A 19,327-nucleotide genomic window follows, 5' to 3' on the forward strand; every position below is an offset into this window, starting at 1 on the left:
AATTAAGAATTGAATGTGCGCCGTCGATTTCTTATGGCTGCCAAACCGATGAGGCGCTCTACGCCAAAAAACTGGACCGCTACGAATCGAAACACCTCTTTCAATAACGGCTCTGGGCTTTTCATCAGGTAGGCCAGGCTTGAAAAGAAACCAGTCATGGCATGCCACTTGTGACCGCTGTACAAATCCTCAAGATACTTATAAAAAGCCAGCTTGCTATCTGTCGCCTTGCGCACACAAGCCTCAGCCGTGAATCGATCCGCAATCTCGCTAATGGCCTGCATTGTGTTTCGCGCACGACGCACATTTCGAATTGCTTTTGCAACACTGGAAGCGTCCCCACTGTGATTCGCACCATGCAAACGATAGCGAAATAACTTTAGAGGCACATAGCCAAAAACAACTCCCGGCTGGCACGCAACCCAAAAGGCCAGCGGCCAATCCTGGTAGGTATTGAACGGGTCTGGCAAGCCCTTTGCAAAAGTGCAAAATCCCTCTAAGTCACCCAAGGTGCGATGGACAGCATATGCGCTGCCCAACCAGACATAGTCACTATGAAGAAGAATTCCATCACGAATCGCTTTGCTTTCGCTTGATGGGCGAATTGAAGCCATAGCATCTTCTACTCGCGTTTTCCTATCGAGCACATTGCCATGGCTGTCGATATATGTCAGATCGTGAGTAACGAGCGCCAATTTCGAATCTGCTCTGAAACGCGCTACGACAGTGCTTAATTTTGTAGCCTCCCAGACATCGTCACCATCAAGAAAGAATACCAATTCCCCGACCGTACTCTCCACCCCAAGTACCGTTGCCATCAATACGCCGAGATTCTGTTCAGGCCGCAGATAACGAACACTTTCATATGACTTAATAATTTCTGCGCTGCGATCCGTTGAGCAGTCGTCGATTACCAGCACGTCGACAGAACCTTGATAATCCTGATTCAGGGCTGACTCAATAGCAGCTGCTATATATTTTTCAAGATTGTGGCAGGTGATTACAACGGACAAGACTTCACTCATACAATCGATCTATAGGTTGCGCTGGAATACCAGCAATGATGACATTTGTCACTGTGTTCCAGTGAATGAATTTGCGGACCATCTCCACTGATGCACGCGACACAATCGGTCACGCATAATCTTCAAGGGACGCCCGTGGAAACAACAGCGCCAAGTATTGGTCCGCCGCCTTGTCGATCGTGAAATGCTGCGCGCGCGCCATCAGGGCATCACGATCATGCTGCAAAGTTAGTGAGGCAGCCATAGCCTTGGCCAGTGCGTGTGCATCCCCAACCGGCACCAAGAGACCATACTTTCCGTCGCGAAGAATCTCGCGTGGCCCGGATGGGCAATCTGTGCTGACTACAGGCGTGCCAGCAGCAAGCGCTTCGACAATCACGTTACCAAACCCTTCGCCAGTCGAAGACAAAACAAAGAGGTCGGCCTGCCGGTAGTAAGGCATCGGGTCTTTGACAAACCCCGGCATCGATACGCTGTCGGCGATGGCCAACTCGCGAGCCTGCGCCTCCAAGGCAAGACGACAATCTCCTTCACCAAGAATGAGCAGGCGCACATCAAGGCGCTGCCGCAGCATCGCAAAAGCCTTGAGCAAGGTAGCGTAATCCTTGATCTTCTTGAGCGTACCGACCGCCAAAATCCGACGATGCGCGCCAGCGCACCATGCCTGCGGTTCACTTGGCGTGGCCGTCGGACGAGCCAGCGCTTCCCCAACAATCGGGTTGTAAATCGCGCTGATGGCAGCACGGTCCAGCCCGGCAAGCCGAGCCAGATCATCCGCAGCGCCTCCCGACACCGCCACGATACCATCGGCCTTGGGAAAGAAGCGACGCATCGAAGAACATATCTGCCACTCCACGGTAGGCCGCTCAAGCAATTCGGACCTTGACCATGTGGTGTGTTCGGCGACAACTGCGCGCATGGGTACTCGTGCAAGGAAACGCGCCCACATGACAGCCACGGTCAACGGCCACATACAGGCCAAAACCACGGTTGGCCGAGCACTGCGCAGGTAGCGCACAAGCGGAAATATCGCCCAACGTATGCGTCTGACTTTCAGATCAACGACGCGCACTTCCGGCAGTAATTCAGACAGAAACTCGCCTGTTGCCGAAAGCAAGACCATATCGACTGCATAACCGCGCTGGACAAACGTATTGGCGAGGTTCACCGCGACACGCTCGGCACCACCGCCGCGAAGGTCGGGGAGAAGGATTGCGATTCGCTTCTGCTTCATTGAAAGGTTCCAGCACTCCTGATTACATGAGCATGAAATCTCACGTTATCGACCATTCTTGAAATTAAAATAAACATCAAAGGCAGGGAATAAACGAAACTTCAAATACATTCTGAATAGCGGCCCAAAGCGAGCGCCCTGGCGCAGCGTCTTTAGAAAAACTGCCTCTACGCCAAAGCCTTTAGCTTTTGGAAGTGCGACCGGCGTTGGCGCAATATAATGTCATTAATCGCCGGGTGGCGGGATCAGGGCCTCCGCACTCGGAATGAATAATTCCATTTGTCATTATCTCCCTGAAAAAGTCGTTAACATTCAGCACGTTACGCCATCATCTTGCAAACCCATCGAAAATCACGTCTGCTCTCGTCTTTTGGGTGTCCCCAATGAGCGCGACGAAAGGTCTGGTTTTGATGGAATGCTTGAACGAAATCGATGATCCCCGAAAGGCCAGCAATGGGACGCGGCATGACTTTCGGGAGATGCTCGTGATGGCGATCGCCGGTGTTCTCTCGGATTGCGACAGTGTGGAAGACGCTGCTGCCTGGGCGCAATCGCGTGAGCAGTGGTTGCGTCGGTTTCTGGTGCTGAAAAATGGCGTGCCGTCCGAAGACACCTTTCTGCGACTCTTTCGCCTGCTTGATCCTGGGCAATTCGAAGCCAGCTTCCGGCGCTGGGTGACTCAGGCCGTACCGACGTTGGCAGGAACGATTGCGGTCGACGGCAAAACGGTGCGTGGATCGGGCAATGGTGGCGAAGACGCCATTCACCTGGTTAGCGCCTTCGCCACCGAACTGGGCATTGCCCTGGGTCAGGAGAAGGTCTGCGGCAAGAGCAACGAAATCACCGCCATTCCCGAATTGCTTGAAGCGCTTGCGATCGACGGCTTTCTGGTCAGTATCGATGCCATGGGCTGCCAGCGCGCCATTGCCCGAAAGATCATTGACAAAAAAGCGGATTACCTGCTCGCCGTCAAAGGCAATCAACCCAAGCTGTTCAACGCGATCCAGGGCGCTTTCATTGATCGTCGAGAGACAGCGGGGCGAAACGAACACGTCGAGAAATCGCATGGCCGCGTGGTGGCGCAAATCGCGTCGATCCTGCCAGCGGAAGGCGTCGTGGTGTTGGCTGACTGGCCGGAGTGCGCCGTCATTGGCCGCATTGACTCGGTACGTCAGGTCACCGGCAAGGCGGCGACGCTGGAGCAACGGTATTACATTGCCTCGCGGGCTTTGACGCCTGAGCAACTGGCCCAAGCGGCCCGTAGCCATTGGGGAATCGAGAACCAACTTCATTGGATGCTTGATGTCACGATGGGCGAGGACGGCAGTACGGTGCGTAAAGACCATGCGCCACAAAACCTCTCCCTGCTCAAGAAGATCGTCCTCAATCTCATTCGCCTGGATAAGACCGACAAAAAGAAATGCAGCTTGCGCTTGAAGCGCAAGCGGGCAGCCTGGGATGATGAGGTACGCATGAATATGTTGGGGTTTCAGGCATTATGATGTTCGAGTGCGGAGGCCCTGGGATAGGCAATCCTCTCAACTTAGCCCATAGTCATACGGCGGGTTTGTAAGCAAAGGACAGGTGAGGCTTTCGCTGGTTTGGCCGAGGTCGAGCACGATCAGGGATAAATTTCTGAAGGTTTTTGACGATTTCCGAGAAGATTTCCTTGGTAACTCGGGTGGTGATTTGCTGCACACCCGCCAAGACTCGGGGCAAGATACGACGTACGGTATTGAAGGCCATCGTCCGATTCACTCGCCATGGCGAATCGCTGGGCAGCCGCTCTTCCGCAGCCAGGTAGGTGGCCAGGGCATTGAGATTGTCACACACCATCTTGGCCCCAACATCCTGGCAGGCGGCCAGCCAAGTCAGGCCGGACGTGTGCTCCAGATTGAGCCGGTGTTTGATGCGCTTGAACGCCTCCTCGATACGCCAACGGCTGTGATAAAGGGCTGAGAAGCTTGTGGCCGGATACCGCGCGGTATCAAGCAAGGAGGTCATCAAGACCCGTACCTTGCCAGTCGGCGTCACCTGACGAATCAGGCGAACCATAGAAGGCAGACGCGGACACTCGTAATCAATGGCATCCTGACGATGCGGTGGCGGCAATGTCACCTGCGCCTCATCTTCTCCGGATCGCATGAACTGGGTGATGGCAGAAAAGGAAGCGGACGAATCACAGCGTATGCAAAAGGGGATACCTCGATGCAACAGCGCCGCGACCAACCAGGCACCCGGATACCCGCGATCAAGCACCAGCATGTCCTGAGCACCGAGTCGGTCAAGCCGCTCAAACAACATCTGACGTTCGCCGACCAGCGAACTGTGCAAAATCAGCGAGTCGAACAATTCGATCCCTGGCCGAAACAAACCGAAGATGGCCGCTTCTCGAATATGGCGGCGCCCTTCCAGGTCAAGCAAGGTCAGACGTACCTTCGATGCATCCGCCGCCAAGACCCGCAAGCCTTGCCAGTCCGGCTGCTGCGGAACGACCTCATCGACCAGGCGCAGCAATTCTGTATTGAGCGGCTCAAAGAGATTGGCGACCAGATGGCTGCGCGCCTTTGAGAAGGCACTGGCCGTGATCGCCCGACAAAGGCGGGTTCTTCCGGCAAGCAGGGCAAAGCAGGAATCAAGCTCCGCCTGAACTGCGCCGCGAATGCCGGTGAGCAGGAAAGCGATCAGATTCGTGAATGGCAATTCACGGTTTCGGGTGAAAAACCGAGGCTCGCGGCGGGCGGCGGCAAGGAAATTGGCGCCATGAATGTAGTCCGTTAGCCGTGAAACGATATTGGCATATTTAGGCCGTCATATAAAGCCTATTTATATCAATTGGTTACATGCTCGATTATATCTTGGCGCGGCCAGATGGCAAAGTTGCCAAAATTAGATGACAGACCGCTAAGTCAAGAGGATTGCTGGGATAGGGGCGGATCATCAGGGCCTCCACACTCGAACATCATAATGCCGGAAATCCCAACATGTTCATGCGTACCTCATTATCCCAGGCTGCCCGCTTGCGCTTCAAGCGCAAGCTGCATTTCTTTTTGTCGGTCTTATCCAGGCGAATGAGATTGAGGACGATCTTCTTGAGCAGGGAGAGGTTTTGTGGCGCATGGTCTTTACGCACCGTACTGCCGTCCTCGCCCATCGTGACATCAAGCATCCAATGAAGTTGGTTCTCGATTCCCCAATGGCTACGGGCCGCTTGGGCCAGTTGCTCAGGCGTCAAAGCCCGCGAGGCAATGTAATACCGTTGCTCCAGCGTCGCCGCCTTGCCGGTGACCTGACGTACCGAGTCAATGCGGCCAATGACGGCGCACTCCGGCCAGTCAGCCAACACCACGACGCCTTCCGCTGGCAGGATCGACGCGATTTGCGCCACCACGCGGCCATGCGATTTCTCGACGTGTTCGTTTCGCCCCGCTGTCTCTCGACGATCAATGAAAGCGCCCTGGATCGCGTTGAACAGCTTGGGTTGATTGCCTTTGACGGCGAGCAGGTAATCCGCTTTTTTGTCAATGATCTTTCGGGCAATGGCGCGCTGGCAGCCCATGGCATCGATACTGACCAGAAAGCCGTCGATCGCAAGCGCTTCAAGCAATTCGGGAATGGCGGTGATTTCGTTGCTCTTGCCGCAGACCTTCTCCTGACCCAGGGCAATGCCCAGTTCGGTGGCGAAGGCGCTAACCAGGTCAATGGCGTCTTCGCCACCATTGCCCGATCCACGCACCGTTTTGCCGTCGACCGCAATCGTTCCTGCCAACGTCGGTACGGCCTGAGTCACCCAGCGCCGGAAGCTGGCTTCGAATTGCCCGGGATCAAGCAGGCGAAAGAGTCGCAGAAAGGTGTCTTCGGACGGCACGCCATTTTTCAGCACCAGAAACCGACGCAACCACTGCTCACGCGATTGCGCCCAGGCAGCAACGTCTTCCACACTGTCGCAATCCGAGAGAACACCGGCGATCGCCATCACGAGCATCTCCCGAAAGTCATGCCGCGTCCCATTGCTGGCCTTCCGGGGATCATCGATTTCGTTCAAGCATTCCATCAAAACCAGACCTTTCGTCGCGCTCATTGGGGGCACCCAAAAGACGAGAGTAGACGTGATTTCCGATGGGTTTACAAGATGATGGCGTAACGTGCTGAATGTTAACGACTTTTTCAGGGAGATAATGACAAATGGAATTATTCATTCCGAGTGCGGAGGCCCTGGGCGGATCATGCCGAAAATCTTGAATTTAAGTCTTTATTATATAAGTGAGTGCTAATTATGCACCAACGCCGAGGCATACCTCAAACCAATAAACAAATCTCTCCAATCAGTTGCCAGCTTAGAAATATCAAATTTTTCTTGGATTCGTTTTTTGCCTTCCATCGAAACAGTCTTACTTAATTCAGGATTCGAACGAAGCTGCCACAGAGCCTCGGCTAGGCTGGAAGAATCATTTACGGGAACTTTCAATGCGGAATTTGAATCGCCAACTAATTCCTTAAAGCCATCAATATCAGTCAGCACCGTTGGAGTGCCCAAAGCCATCGCTTCTGCAGCGGCAATGCCAAAAGGTTCAATTAACGAAGGCAACACCACAGCATCAGCAGATTGTATTAATAAAAACAATTTATCTTGTGGTAACGCATCCAATAAATGAAAGTAATTTTCTAAATTTAGGCTTTCTATATTTCGCTGAATAGAAAACTTTAAATCGCCGTTACCCACTGCAAGACAAACGGGACACCAATTATATCTATCCTTCAACAGGGCCAAAGCTGCACACAATACTGCGTGTCCCTTTACCTCGACATATCTAGCAGGAACAACGACAAGGAAGTCATCCTTATCGACATCATATTGTTTCCTTGTAATTAATTTTTGCTCAATCGTTAATTTAGCTGGTAGATTGGCTACAGGAATGCCATTGTAAATGCAATTTATATTGCTACCCAATAGTTTAGGGTAACTTTCAAGAACCGCCTGCGATACAGCGACTCTAGCATTTACCAGATAGTTTAATGACAGCCTTTCTAGTGCTTGCATAAAAATCTGTCGTAAATTTTTCGGATCAACGTACTTATAATGCAACGTCCAAATAACTTTTAATCTATTAACGAAAAGACGTGTATGTGCCGCATATAGGTTACCAAAATATAAATGCCCCCAGATAAAATCAAACGGCTCATTTTTGCATATTTTCGAGAGTTTATTAGCGGCCTCTCGTAATGCCCAACGGTGTGAAAGGCCAAGACAATGAACCTTAAATCGAGCATCCTCAAGTTCAGGCATCAAAGAATATGGGTGGTTTGCAACAGCGATCTCGCAAAATATACCTCGTTTTCGAAGTTCTGGTAATAGTGAAACCAGTAGCCTCTCCGCACCACCGTAGCCTAACGAATCAATAACAACCAATATACGCATCTAGTATTTGCCAAATAAATATAATTTCGTGAATAACTATTGAGCCTCTTGCAAAAACCCACATCCGTGAGGAATTTTCGCTTGGTGAAGGCGATAGAGGGCATGCCATTACACACCAGGGTCTCCGCACTCGGATTGCATAGTCATTGAAATCGGATGTTTTGCCCAAATTTTGAGCAGCCACTATCAGAGACAAGGACTAAAGCTGGGGAAATAAACGCCAGTAGCACTAACACATGGCACGGAGTGAATGATTTTTGTAATTGAACTGAAAAGCCTGCTTAAAATTTGTGCATTTCGGCCCACATTTTAATGAATGACATCCGAGTGCGGAAGCCCTGCATTACACACAACTTCAACACCAGCCCGTAACATGCTGACTTTTCAAGGAACGTGGGACGGGCGTGATGAGTTGGGCAGCGGAGGAGTTCAAGGCGATCGACCTGGGCAACCGGCGTCTGGACAAGCGCACGGTGCTGCTGGCGGAGCGCATGGCCGCCAACCCGCTGGCCAGCATCCCGCAAGCCTGCGGCGGCTGGGCGGAAACCCAGGCGGCATATCGCTTTTTTGCGCAGGACGACATCGAATGGGAAGCCATCCTCGCCTCGCACTGGCGAAGCGCCGAAACGCGCATGCAGGCGCACCCGGTGGTGCTGTGCCTCCAAGACACCACGGAACTGGATTTCAATGGCCAACGCATCGCTGGCCTGGGGCCGCTCTCCTATGAAGCCCAGCGCGGCATGTATGTCCACCCCACCTACGCCGTCAGCCCGCAGCGGGAACCTCTGGGCGTGCTGGATGCCTGGATGTGGACGCGCGAGCCCAAGGACACGAATGGACAGCGGGGTGGCCTGCCGGAAAGCACCCGCTGGACGGAGGGCTACACCCGCATCGCGGAACTGGCGGGCAGGCTGCCGGACACCCGCTTGGTCTATGTGGCAGATCGGGAGGCCGATATCGTGGCCCTGATGGCGCAAGCCCGCGACCTGGGAAATCCCGCCGACTGGCTGATTCGTTCCCAGCACAACCGGGCGCTGCCCGAGGGTGGCAAGCTGTGGGCCGAAGTGCTGGCGGGTGAAGCCCTCGGTGGCCTTCGCTTCACGATGCCTTCGCGGCAAGGACAGAAGGCGCGGGACGTTCGGCAACGTGTCTGGGCCAAGCGGGTGACGGTTGCCGATGGCCACGGTGGCCGGGTTGAAGTGAACTGCTTGGTGGCGCGGGAAGAAGGCGCCCCCGAGGGCGTGAAGCCGGTGGAATGGCGGCTGTTGACCAATCGGCCGATCGACACCTTCGAAGCGGCGACCGAGTTGATCGACTGGTACCGGGCACGCTGGGAAATTGAACTGTTCTTCCATGTCCTCAAGAACGGCTGCCGGGTGGAAGCTTTGCAGTTGAGCACGGTGGCGCGGTTGGAGCGGGCGCTGGCGCTGTTCATGGTGGTGGCCTGGCGGATTGCCCGGCTCATGCGCCTGGGGCGCACCTGTCCCGACTTGGATGCGGCCCTGCTGTTCGAGCAGGATGAATGGCAGGCGGCTTACATCCTGAATCGGAAAAAGGTGCCCAAGACCCCGCCCAGACTCAACGAGGTGGTGCGCCTGGTGGCCATGCTCGGCGGCTTCCTGGCGCGCAAGGGCGACGGCGAGCCGGGTGTGAAGACCATTTGGCTCGGCCTTCAACGCGTCGTCGATTTCGCGGCGGGGATCAGGTTCGCCCGGGAAGCTCATGCGCTATGAGTTGTGTGTAATGGGATGGATAGAGGGGTGCATGGTCGGCCATTTCTGGCATGATGAGGTTATCACGCCAACATCATAACGCCCACGAAAATGAATGCTACCCGTCCCGAACTGATCATGCAACGCTGGAATGTGATACAGCACGAGTTGCTGCCTGAATTGCGGGAACAGGTTGGAACGCTGACGCCGAAGCTGGAGAAAGTCATTCACACCTTGGAATGGGTTCGGATCGAAGAATTCACGGTGTCGATCTGGCAGGGTGTTGGTCGCCCGCCGTGCCAGCGCGGCTGGCTGGCGAATGCCTTTGTCGCCAAGGCCGTGCTCGGTTTGACGACGACGGCCGGACTGATTGAGCGCCTGACGATAGACCGTGCGCTGCGGCGCATCTGTGGTTTTCCGCTGTGCAAGAAGGTGCCCTCCGAGTCGAATGGCACTTACTTAAGCTTTTTGGGATGTCCATTTTTCATGACGATAGCTTTGGCGAGATTACGTGGTTTGGTGAGCATTGGATAGGGTTTAGGTCGTCGTTTGACGGCGCGAGGCTCGATCCGGCCCGGTCGGTTACCGACCTGTTGTTGGGCGATTAAAACGAATAGTTCGCTGTGTATGTTGTGATGGCTACGGCTCGCAAAGGGTGCCCAGGCGAGCCAGATTTGCACGGTATGCTTGAAGCTCAGTTGGCGCGGCAATCTGTGGGAGAGCATCGCAGCCTGAGCCATCATTAACCGAATCAGATTGTAGGCGAGCAGATAGACCCAGATTTCCTTGATCGCCATCGCAGGCGTCAGGCAACTCAGTCGTTCCATGCCGAGCGTGGTCTTGATGTTGCGCAGATCGAGTTCAACGTGCCAGCGATCCCGATAGAGCGATTTCAAGGCCGTCTTGTCGGTTTGTTTTGGGCAAAGCAATGTCGTCACCAGTGTCTTGCCGCCGACCCGAAGCTCGCGTACGGTCAGACTCTCGGGGGACTGATCGTAGTCGGCCTGAGGCATCCAGTCGGGTTTGCTGGCGGGTTTTGGCAGCACGATCAGATGATCGCGCTGCCCCAACAGCCGACCTCGGCAAAAATCGGTGGTGCGTTGCCGCGCGCCATTTTGTTCAAACACCGCATCAATGCACCGCTCGCGTAATGAGCAGAGGAGAAAGTAGGTGGCGTAGAAGGCGTCGCCCAACAGTAAATCACCCTGCTCCAGGGAATCGAATATCGAACGCAGCAACGACTGCTCATCGCTGCCCTTGCCCCGACAGGAGCCGGTCGCGGCATTGAGGACCGCCCCGCTACCCAAACAAACGAGCCCAACGATCCGGCACTGCGGGAAACCCAACCCCGGCTTCTGGCTCGTCGGTTGCGGGTCGACGACCTGATTGTCTGAGGTGTCGGGCATTACGACGGTCGTCCCGTCCACCAGACGGACGGGACGACCCCGCCAATGCCAAGCTGTCGGCGCCTGCGTGGCGACTCTTTGCCCCACGTGGCACGCCAGTGTACTGAGCATCTTCAAAGGCAAGCGCTTTCGCGCCCGGCAATAGGCGCCCGTGTGGGTGCTGCCCGGCACCAGGCCGCCAACCAGGCATTTGACCGCACGGTCATTGACTGCCTTCTGGCAGGAACGATCGGTGCTCAGCGCTTGGGCCAGAAACATCGACAACGTCTCCGTCGGGGGATATTGCCTTTCTCGGTGGGGCGGCAGTTCAGATTCCACGGCATCGAACAATTCCGGCCCCATCAACAGGTTGAAAAACGCATAGGCGTCGCTCTGGGCAGCGTGGGCCTTGACCGTTCGGTGTTGCTGTGCGCGTGTACTGCGGATAGGATGCATTTGGGCTGGCTCATCGTGGGCGGGTTGGGTGTTTGGCGACGCCAACTTATCACGCGTCGATCCAGCCTGTTTCATCATTTGCATCAAAGAGTTGAACGTTAAGTAAGTGCCATTCCCCTCCGAGTCCACGTTCTCGCGTGCCTTCGAAGAATTTGCCCAAGCGCGATTGGCGGAACGCGTCCATGAGGCTTTGATCAAGGATTATCTGAGTGACCAGTTGATGGGTCACCTCAGCCGTGACGGTACGGCCATCATGGCGCGCGAACGCCCGGCCAAGACCCCTCATGCAGCAGAGGTTCCGGCCGCCCAAGCCATCCTGCTTCCGACCGCGCAATCGGCCATGCAAATGCCCGCTGTGCCGGGGCGAAGGCGAGGCCGCCCCCGGTGCAGCGAGGCGCGCCCGCCGGCCAAAGCATCGCCCATTCAACGTCAGCGCCAGCAAAGCCTGACACAAATGCTCGCCGAGATCCCGACGCGCTGCGACCACGGCACGAAGTGCAATGCCCAAGGCTACAAGATGGGCTGGAATGGCTGCAAGCTGCACATTGATACCGCCGACTGCGGTGTGCCGATCTCTGCCCTGCTGTCTTCGGCGTCGATGCACGATAGCCGTGCAGCCATTCCTTTGTCGCTGATCAGCCAGACTCGCGTCACCCATCTTTACGATGTGATGGATGCCGCCTATTGCAGCCTGGAGTTGCACGATCATTGCCGCCGCTTGAACCCATTCCATTACACACAAATTATTCAAAATTACACTTTGAAGTTGAACTCGCGTCATAACGCATGAGCCTCTCTCGCGAATCTGATCCCGGCGGCGAAATCGACGACGCGTTGAAGGCCAAGCCAAAGGGTCTTCACCCCTGGCTCGCCATCGCCCTTGCGGGCCAGAAATCCGCCAAGCATCGCCACCAAGCGCACCACTTCATTGAGCCTGGGCGGCGTCTTGGGCACCTTCTTCCGATTCAGGATGTAAGCCGCTTGCCATTCGTCCTGCTCGAACAGCAAGGCCGCATCCAGGTCTGGGCAGGTACGGCCCAGGCGCATGAGTCGGGCAATCCGCCAAGCCACCACCATGAACAGCGCCAGCGCCCGTTCCAGCCGCGCCACGGTGCTCAACTGCAACGCCTCTACGCGGCAGCCGTTCTTGAGGACATGGAAGAACAGTTCGATCTCCCAGCGCGCCCGGTACCAGTCGATCAGTTCGGTCGCCGCTTCGAAAGAGTTAATCGGCCGATTGGTCAGCAGCCGCCATTCCACCGGCTTCACGCCCTCGGGGGCACTTTCTTCTCGCGCCACCAGACAACTCACCTCGATCCGGCTCCCCTTGCCGTCGGAGACCGTCACCCGCTTTGCCCAGACTCGTTGCCGAACGTCCCGCGCCTTCTGTCCTTGCCGCGAAGGCATCGTGAAGCGGATGCCGCCGAGCGCTTCGCTGGCCAGGACCTCAGTCCACAGCTTGCCGCCCTCGGGAAGCGCCCGATTGTGCTGGGAACGAATCAGCCAGTCGGCGGGATGCCCCAGCTCGCGGGCTTGCACCATCAGGGCCACGATGTCCGCCTCCCGATCCGCCACATACACCAGCCGGGTGTCCGGCATGCTGCTCGCCAACTCCGCGATGCGGGTGTAGCCCTCCGTCCAGCGGGTGCTTTCCAGCAGGCCACCTCGTTGGCCGCTCGCGTCCTTGGGTTCGCGTGCCCACATCCAGGCGTCCAGAACACCCAAGGGTTCACGCTGCGGACTGACCGCGTAGGTGGAATGCACGTACATCCCGCGTTGGGCTTCATACGAGAGCGGCCCCAGACCGGCAATGCGCTGACCATTGAAGTCGAGTTCCGTGGTGTCTTGGATGCACAGCACCACCGGATGCACCCGCATGCGCGTTTCGGCGCTTCCCCAGTGCGAGGCCAGGATGGCTTCCCATTCGATGTCGTCCTGCGCAAAAAACGATACGCCGCCTGGGTTTCCGCCCAGCCGCCGCAGGCTTGCGGGATACTGGCCATCGGATTGGCTGCCATGCGCTCCGCCAGCAGCACCGTGCGCTTGTCCAGACGCCGGTCGCCCAGGTCGATCGCCTTGAATTCTTCCGCTGCCCAACCCATCACATCCACCCAGCATTTCTTGTAAAGTCAGCATGTTACGCAGAGGTGTTGAAGTTGTGTGTAATGGGATGGCTTGAACCATGTCCCTCTGATTGACCACAATCCGCGGGGGGGTCAGAAAGAGGAATTCGAGCCTGCCGATGCCATCCGTTATCACGAGCGCACGGTCGCTGAGCGAATCAACGGTCGACTCAAGGACGAGTTCGGCGCCAATGATGTCATGGTCAAAGGCCCAACCAAGGTCATGGGGCATCTGATGTTTGGCGTTCTGGCGCTGGCTGCCGATCAGTTGATGCGATTGCGACGATGAGCAAGTACCATCAACCTTCTTTCCAGACGATGCATTTGGCGATGCAGGGATGTGCTTTACTCAGGATCATGGAAAGAATGACTTACGGCTAGGTTCTGACACAGTTTTTACAAGCACGCAGCAAAAATCGCTTCTTGTAAGCGAATGCTGCGGCGCAGCATGCTTTGATTTTTGGTTTTGCAAGAGGCTATATTGTCATAGTATTGCGTCAACGTTTCATTGAACTGATCCTAATTGCGTTGTTACGCGAGCAGGAACACCAACGGCCAGCACACCTTTAGGAATTTCTGACTTAACCAATGCATGCGCACCAATAACGCAGCCATCGCCTAAGGTTGCGCCACGCAAGATTGTCGCTTTACAGCCAATCCATACATCCTGTCCTATGTGAATTGCTGAAGTAATGAACCCTGCATCTCTGATTGGCCGCGTACGAGTGCTATGGTCCTGATCGCGAATAACTACATACTCCGCAATTAGGGTATCTTTGCCGATAAAAATATTTTCCATACAAACAATAATTGATCCGGTTCCTATGAAAACATCATTTTCAATGATAACACGGCCATTTCGAGCAATTATTTGAACGTTTTCCCCAAAACAAGTACCTGGTCCAATTGCAATCGAACCACCATCTGTTGCTTTAAGCAAAATACCTCGCCCAAAAAAACACCGTTTGCCAAGCACTATTTGGCGATTAAAAAAAACACCAGAATATACGGACATTGTAATTAAATGGCTCTTAAATCGAACCAAGGCAGATGAAAATTTTCTAATGGAGAGGAAAATTAAACGCATGATATCGTCACTTGTCTGGAATCGATTTGCGACCTGGAGTGGCATTGGCGCAATATAATGTCATAGTTCGCCGCGTAGCGGGTTTTTGACGAGCGAGAGAGATACAGAGGGCAGCAAGAACGAAGATGGACGCAAGCACGGCGCAGCCGAAATGCCGCTACCAGGTAAAGAAGTGGGCGGAATACGATCGAGCGCTGGTCAATCGTGGCAACCTGACAATCTGGTTTGACGAAGCCAGCATCGCCCAGAATTGGACGCCGCCGCGACCGGTCGGGCGCGGCAAGCCGGGGTCTTACTCGGACCTGGCGATCCAGACCTGCCTGACACGCAAAGCCCTGTTCCGTCTGCCCTACCGGGCCACCGAAGGCCTGCTCAACTCGTTGATGCGTTTGTCTGCGCTGGATTTGCCGGTGCCGGATCACACCCATCTGTCGCGCCGGGCAGCCACGCTGGAAGTGCAGATACCCTGGCACCCGAGAACCGGGGCCACCCATGTCGTGGTCGACGCCACGGGCCTGAAGATATTCGGCGAAGGCGAATGGCAAGTCCGCCAGCACGGGGTTGGCAAGCGCCGCACCTGGCGCAAGATTCATCTGGCGGTGGATGAAACGGCCAAAGACATCATTGGCATTGAGGTGACGGCCGCCGACTGGCACGACAGCGAAGTTTTCCCTGACCTGTTGGCGCAAGTCGAGGGTGAAGTCTCCCAAGTCTCCGCCGATGGCGCCTACGACACCAAAGGCACCCATGCCGCAATCCGCGAGCGGAACGCCAAGGCGACGATTCCGCCGCGTGAGGATGCGGTGACCTGGGGAAACGACCATCCCCGGGATGCCCTCCTGGCTGAGATCCAATCCAAGAGTCGCGCAGGCTGGAAGGAGGATTCCGCTTACCACCGACGCAGCATTGCCGGAAACATGATGTATCGGCTCAAACAATTGGGCGATCATCTGTTCTCCCGTGAGTTTGACCGGCAGGTTGCCGAGAGCCACGTTCGAGTGGCGATCATCAACCGGTTCACCTGCCTCGGCATGCCGAAATCCGTCCGCGCTGGGCAAATTGTGGCTGCTGTATGAATCAGGATGGGGATAGGGGTGGTTCATGCCGAAAGTCTTGAATTTAAGCCCCTGTTGTATAAGTGAGTACTAATTGTGCACCAGCGCCCCGCAGAATTGCAAAAGCCTAAGCCGGACGAGCCGGAACCAAACAGGTATTACGATAGAAGCCTGACGAATGACCGAGGAGGCGATCATGTTGGCGATGGCTCTGGCGGAACGATACGTGACGAACATGCATGGCGTGCTTTCGTGCTTTGACCGGATCATTATCACCGGCACGCTGCCTGGTGCGTGCTACGCGGCAGGAATGACGAGTTATTTGTACACGCACGGAATTCGGGTATTCGACTACCCGCGATTTGCCGAGCCGCTGCGAGATCGCATTCGTGAGCGTGCGCAGGAGGTGTGTCTGGCGGCGGGTATTGAAATCGAGCACGTCAGCAAAAGCCATATTCGCAAGGAAGAGTTGGTCGCGCGAGTGCTCGCCGGTCGCGGCGACGCACCGGGTTTGGTGCATGTGCTCTCGGCCATGGAAGCCTGTCCGAGCTACAAACCGTGGCATGACAAAGGCAGTGGCAAGACTTACCTGCGCCCCGATCAAGGCAAGTGCCTGCACTACTACTTCTATTTCATCGACGAGGAACTGGGGTTGTGCTACCTGCGTGTGCCGACGTGGGCACCGTTCGGGTTGCAGTTCTACTGTAATGGTCACAGCGCTCTGGCAAGAACTCTGACGCGAGAAAGGATCGACTTCCTCCAGCAGGACAACGCCTTCCTGCGTGTCGCCGACATCGCGCAGGCGCAGGCGCTGGCGGATGCGTTCAGTCCCGACGTACTTCACCCGCGACTGGATCGCTATGCGCAGTGGTTGTGCCCAGTGCTTGACGTCTTTGGATCCTCGTATCACTGGAGCTTGCGCCAAGTCGAATACTCCACCGACCTGATGTTTCGCAGTGAGCAGATATTGGTTCCACTGTATGACGCCATTTCGCGCCAAGCGGTCTTGGCCGCCAACGCAGAACGCGTCTCCAGCTTTCTGGGCAAGAAGGTCACGCCACAACTGGCCCAGGAGATCGGTTCCCGGTTGTCCACCCGTATCGAGGGGCGCTGCATCAAGCACACCATGGGCGCCGCTGGCGTCAAGGTGTATGACAAATTCTCCCGCGTACTGCGGGTCGAAACGACCGTCAATGACGTGAGTTTCTTCAAACACCACCGCAAGGTGGAACACAAGGACAGGCACGCCACCCGAGAATTGGCGCCCCTGAAGAAGACAATCTATAGCCTGATCGACCTGCGCGACATCCTGCTCGGCTGCAACCAACGTTACCTGGCGTTCCTCTCCAGCCTCGATGACCCCAGTGCCGGCGAGCGTGACTTGGAGCGATTGAGCATGCCACGGTTGGGGGCGGCTCCCGGTGTCAAAGGGGTGAACTTCTTTGATCCTGCCAAGAAAGCCTTGCTGCAAACCATGCAACGCGGCGAGTTCAACATTCACGGTTGGCGTCGTGCCGATCTTCTCAGCTATCTGAAGCTCACTCCGTCCGCCATGTCGCGCCAACTTGCCCGACTGCGTACGCTCGGCTTGATCAAGAAAGTCACTCATACCTATCGCTACTACCTCACTCGATTGGGACGTTCAGTCGTCGCTGCGGCCTGCTCATTGACCCGCTTCAACATAGTGCCAACCATGGCTTGCGCATCCTGAATTCTTCTCATGATTTGTGATGATTGAACTGGTTAGTGACTAATGTGGCGTAATCCTTGATCCTCTTGAGCGTACCGACCGCCAAAATCCGACGGTGCCCTCCAGCGCACCAGCCCTGCGGTTCGGTTGCGGCGCGCGTCAAGATAGTTGTCGCCTCGGTCATGCAGCCAATGGCGGAATAAGCTTGTCTTCCAGATGCGCGTTGGCGATGCAATCGCGATCTGGATTGAGGGTCACTACACCGACCGGCGTCCAATTTCGTGTCTGACCAGTCCAGCGCGCCGGGTTGAGATCACGCGCTGAGGTATAGACGGCATGTCGGGCCGCGAGAATGGCGAGATCCTCGCCGGCATGGCGCTGGGCTGGGCTGACATAACGAATGCCACTGTGCCGATGCTCGACGTTGTACCAGTGCACGAAGCTGACTGCCCAGGTCCTGGCGTCGTCGAGCTCGGCAAAGCCGTTAGCAGGAAACTCAGGGCGGTATTTGGCCGTCCGAAACAGCGATTCCGCGTAAGCATTGTCATCACTGACTCGGGGTCGAGAATACGAGGGCCTGACTCCCAGCCAGTTGAGCATCGCCAGCACCGTCGTGGCCTTGAGCGTCGAGCCGTTGTCGCCGTGCAGAACAGGCTTGGTCGCGAGTGCGGCAATCCCCTCGGCGAGCGCCGTACGGCGCACCAGATGCGCGGCATGGTCGGCGTGATCGCTGCCGTGCACCTCCCAGCCGACAATCTTGCGGCTATACAGGTCGAGGATGAGATAAAGGTGAAACCAGTGCCCCTTAACCTTGCCTGGCAGATAAGTCATGTCCCAGCACCACACCTGGCGCGGCGTGGTGGCAATGTGCGTGGTCGGCACTCGCTGTTGCCTGGGCGCCTTGGCCCGTCCTCGGAGGGTGGTTTGACCGTGCTCACGCAGCACTCGGCTGAAGGTGGATTCGCTGGCCAGGTAAATCCCTTCATCAGCCAGCATCGGCACCATGCGCGCTGGCGGCACGGCCGCAAAGCGTGGCTCGTTGGCCACGGCAAGCACCTGCGTGCGTTCGGCCTCACTGAGCGCGTGCCTGGGCGTCGGGCGCATGGACAAGGGCCGGCGATCTGCGCAGATGCCGCCCTCAATGGCTTTCCAGCGTTGCAAGGTGCGCAACTCGATGCCGGCTACCTCGCAGGCAAGCCTGAGCCGAGCACCGGCGACATGGGCGGTATGGATGTCTTGGGCCAAGGCTTGGCGATCTTCAAGGCCGATCATTCGGCATCGCCTTTGTTGAAGATCGCCGCGACTTTTTTTGAGAGAACTAGCAGGGCAGCGGTTTCAGCGAGTGCCCGGGCCTTGCGTAGCAATTCGCGTTCGAGTTCCTTGATGCGTTTGCGGTCTTGTCGGGTTGCTTGCGGGCTGGCTCTGACTTCTTCCGGTTCGGCCAACGCTGTCGTGGCGCTGGCCCACCATTTGATCAGCTCGTCCGGATAAACGCCGTGCTCTCGACACCACGCGCTTTTGCTGGTTTCGTCCAGCGCCGCAGTGACGATCACCGCCTCCAGGCGCGCCGCCACAGTCCATGCCCGCCCTCGGGCGGGCATGGACTGCGCGTCATCTCGCCAACGCTCAAGGGTTCCCGAACCAATGCCTACTTCACGGGCCACCACATCTATTGCTGCATTTTCCGGCGCCAACAATCGTGCTACCGCTCTACCTTTGAACTTCTCTGAATACCTTGCCATTTCCATCCTTTGTCGCCGCCCCAGGGGGAGATTCTATCGAGGCGACAACTATTCTGACGTAGGGGGCTGCGGTCAATCATCGTCTTGCGCTCAGCAGTCCCGCCTTAATGAGCGCGCCTTCTAAAAAATCATTTTCCAGACTCAGGCGACCAATCTTTGCTTCCATGGCCAGAATGTCCGGGCCTTTCTCCTTGGCGGCCGTGTCGCCAAACACGACTGACGAACGCTCCATCAACTGTGTCTTCCAGTCGGTAATCTGGTTGGGGTGAACATCGAACTGCTGCGCCATCTCGGCCAGCGTCTTGTCGCCCTTGATGGCCGCCATCGCCACCTTCGCCTTGAACTCCGGCGAGTGATTCCGCCGCTTCCTTCTCGTCATCTTCTTGCTCCTCATTTCGG

The 19,327-nt window shown here is 56.2% G+C and carries 13 protein-coding genes and 4 pseudogenes; 7 read left to right on the top strand and 10 right to left on the bottom strand.

Annotated elements, in window-relative coordinates; translation table 11 throughout:
* Positions 1-2: 2 nt before the first annotated feature.
* A complete protein-coding gene (locus tag IPP03_03415; protein MBL0351759.1) occupies positions 3-1,025 on the bottom strand; it encodes a glycosyltransferase in 1,023 nt (340 codons plus the stop codon).
* Between the two features lie 109 nt (positions 1,026-1,134).
* Positions 1,135-2,259 carry a glycosyltransferase gene (locus IPP03_03420; GenBank protein ID MBL0351760.1) on the bottom strand — a complete coding sequence of 375 codons (1,125 nt, stop codon included), beginning with the start codon at positions 2,257-2,259 and terminating at the stop codon, positions 1,135-1,137.
* 410 nt (positions 2,260-2,669) lie between these two features.
* On the opposite strand from IPP03_03420, the gene IPP03_03425 reads away from it, so the two are divergent.
* Positions 2,670-3,761, top strand: coding sequence for an ISAs1 family transposase (locus IPP03_03425; protein ID MBL0351761.1), 1,092 nt, complete (start codon positions 2,670-2,672; stop codon positions 3,759-3,761).
* A gap of 52 nt (positions 3,762-3,813) precedes the next feature.
* Here IPP03_03425 and IPP03_03430 read toward each other — a convergent pair whose 3' ends face one another.
* The 3 genes from IPP03_03430 to IPP03_03440 form a co-directional block, all read right to left on the bottom strand.
* Positions 3,814-5,028: an IS4 family transposase gene (locus IPP03_03430; GenBank protein ID MBL0351762.1), complete on the bottom strand. Its 1,215-nt coding sequence runs from the start codon at positions 5,026-5,028 to the stop codon at positions 3,814-3,816.
* 193 nt (positions 5,029-5,221) lie between these two features.
* Positions 5,222-6,313 (bottom strand): ISAs1 family transposase, encoded by a 1,092-nt coding sequence (locus IPP03_03435; GenBank protein ID MBL0351763.1) that lies wholly within the window; start codon positions 6,311-6,313, stop codon positions 5,222-5,224.
* A 216-nt stretch (positions 6,314-6,529) separates the two neighbouring features.
* Positions 6,530-7,678 carry a glycosyltransferase family 4 protein gene (locus tag IPP03_03440; protein MBL0351764.1) on the bottom strand — a complete coding sequence of 383 codons (1,149 nt, stop codon included), beginning with the start codon at positions 7,676-7,678 and terminating at the stop codon, positions 6,530-6,532.
* A 407-nt stretch (positions 7,679-8,085) separates the two neighbouring features.
* Between IPP03_03440 and IPP03_03445 the strand changes: the two genes are divergently transcribed.
* Both IPP03_03445 and IPP03_03450 read left to right on the top strand, forming a co-directional pair.
* Positions 8,086-9,411 carry an IS4 family transposase gene (locus tag IPP03_03445; protein ID MBL0351765.1) on the top strand — a complete coding sequence of 442 codons (1,326 nt, stop codon included), beginning with the start codon at positions 8,086-8,088 and terminating at the stop codon, positions 9,409-9,411.
* A gap of 90 nt (positions 9,412-9,501) precedes the next feature.
* Positions 9,502-9,837, top strand: a pseudogene (locus tag IPP03_03450) (transposase).
* Between the two features lie 8 nt (positions 9,838-9,845).
* Here the strand turns inward: IPP03_03450 and IPP03_03455 are convergent.
* On the bottom strand, positions 9,846-11,231 hold the full coding sequence (locus tag IPP03_03455) for an IS4 family transposase (GenBank protein MBL0351766.1): 1,386 nt from the start codon (positions 11,229-11,231) through the stop codon (positions 9,846-9,848).
* A gap of 115 nt (positions 11,232-11,346) precedes the next feature.
* On the opposite strand from IPP03_03455, the pseudogene IPP03_03460 reads away from it, so the two are divergent.
* A pseudogene (locus tag IPP03_03460) lies at positions 11,347-11,946 on the top strand (transposase).
* 62 nt (positions 11,947-12,008) lie between these two features.
* On the opposite strand, the pseudogene IPP03_03465 reads toward IPP03_03460, so the two are convergent.
* A pseudogene (locus tag IPP03_03465) lies at positions 12,009-13,303 on the bottom strand (IS4 family transposase).
* A 103-nt stretch (positions 13,304-13,406) separates the two neighbouring features.
* Here IPP03_03465 and IPP03_03470 point away from each other — a divergent pair.
* Positions 13,407-13,643 (top strand): annotated as a pseudogene (locus IPP03_03470) (IS5/IS1182 family transposase).
* A 216-nt stretch (positions 13,644-13,859) separates the two neighbouring features.
* Here IPP03_03470 and IPP03_03475 read toward each other — a convergent pair.
* Positions 13,860-14,486, bottom strand: coding sequence for an acyltransferase (locus tag IPP03_03475; protein ID MBL0351767.1), 627 nt, complete (start codon positions 14,484-14,486; stop codon positions 13,860-13,862).
* Positions 14,487-14,566: 80 nt separating this feature from the next.
* Here IPP03_03475 and IPP03_03480 point away from each other — a divergent pair, with 80 nt between their 5' ends.
* Both IPP03_03480 and IPP03_03485 read left to right on the top strand, forming a co-directional pair.
* Entirely contained in the window at positions 14,567-15,517 is a 951-nt protein-coding gene (locus IPP03_03480) for an IS5 family transposase (GenBank protein ID MBL0351768.1), read from the top strand.
* A 157-nt stretch (positions 15,518-15,674) separates the two neighbouring features.
* Positions 15,675-17,207, top strand: a complete 1,533-nt coding sequence (locus tag IPP03_03485; protein ID MBL0351769.1) for a MarR family transcriptional regulator — start codon at positions 15,675-15,677, stop codon at positions 17,205-17,207.
* 159 nt (positions 17,208-17,366) lie between these two features.
* Here IPP03_03485 and IPP03_03490 read toward each other — a convergent pair.
* Together IPP03_03490 and IPP03_03495 are read right to left on the bottom strand one after the other, a co-directional pair.
* Positions 17,367-18,928, bottom strand: a protein-coding gene (locus tag IPP03_03490) for an IS3 family transposase (GenBank protein ID MBL0351770.1) whose coding sequence is annotated in 2 segments (ribosomal slippage) — positions 17,367-18,490 and positions 18,490-18,928 — 1,563 coding nt in all. Because the reading frame shifts where the segments join, the coding sequence is not laid out codon by codon here.
* A gap of 76 nt (positions 18,929-19,004) precedes the next feature.
* Positions 19,005-19,307, bottom strand: a complete 303-nt coding sequence (locus IPP03_03495) for a transposase (protein MBL0351771.1) — start codon at positions 19,305-19,307, stop codon at positions 19,005-19,007.
* Positions 19,308-19,327: the final 20 nt, after the last annotated feature.

Source organism: Candidatus Dechloromonas phosphoritropha, assembly GCA_016722705.1.
Classification (GTDB): Bacteria; Pseudomonadota; Gammaproteobacteria; order Burkholderiales; family Rhodocyclaceae; genus Azonexus; species Azonexus phosphoritrophus.

Coding starts and splice junctions, on each gene's coding strand:
- IPP03_03415 (MBL0351759.1), bottom strand. CDS start 1,025: ATGAGTGAAGTCTTGTCCGTTGTAATCACCTGCCACAATCTTGAAAAA.
- IPP03_03420 (MBL0351760.1), bottom strand. CDS start 2,259: ATGAAGCAGAAGCGAATCGCAATCCTTCTCCCCGACCTTCGCGGCGGT.
- IPP03_03425 (MBL0351761.1), top strand. CDS start 2,670: ATGGAATGCTTGAACGAAATCGATGATCCCCGAAAGGCCAGCAATGGG.
- IPP03_03435 (MBL0351763.1), bottom strand. CDS start 6,313: ATGGAATGCTTGAACGAAATCGATGATCCCCGGAAGGCCAGCAATGGG.
- IPP03_03440 (MBL0351764.1), bottom strand. CDS start 7,678: ATGCGTATATTGGTTGTTATTGATTCGTTAGGCTACGGTGGTGCGGAG.
- IPP03_03445 (MBL0351765.1), top strand. CDS start 8,086: ATGAGTTGGGCAGCGGAGGAGTTCAAGGCGATCGACCTGGGCAACCGG.
- IPP03_03455 (MBL0351766.1), bottom strand. CDS start 11,231: ATGCATCCTATCCGCAGTACACGCGCACAGCAACACCGAACGGTCAAG.
- IPP03_03475 (MBL0351767.1), bottom strand. CDS start 14,486: ATGCCACTCCAGGTCGCAAATCGATTCCAGACAAGTGACGATATCATG.
- IPP03_03480 (MBL0351768.1), top strand. CDS start 14,567: ATGGACGCAAGCACGGCGCAGCCGAAATGCCGCTACCAGGTAAAGAAG.
- IPP03_03485 (MBL0351769.1), top strand. CDS start 15,675: ATGACCGAGGAGGCGATCATGTTGGCGATGGCTCTGGCGGAACGATAC.
- IPP03_03495 (MBL0351771.1), bottom strand. CDS start 19,307: ATGACGAGAAGGAAGCGGCGGAATCACTCGCCGGAGTTCAAGGCGAAG.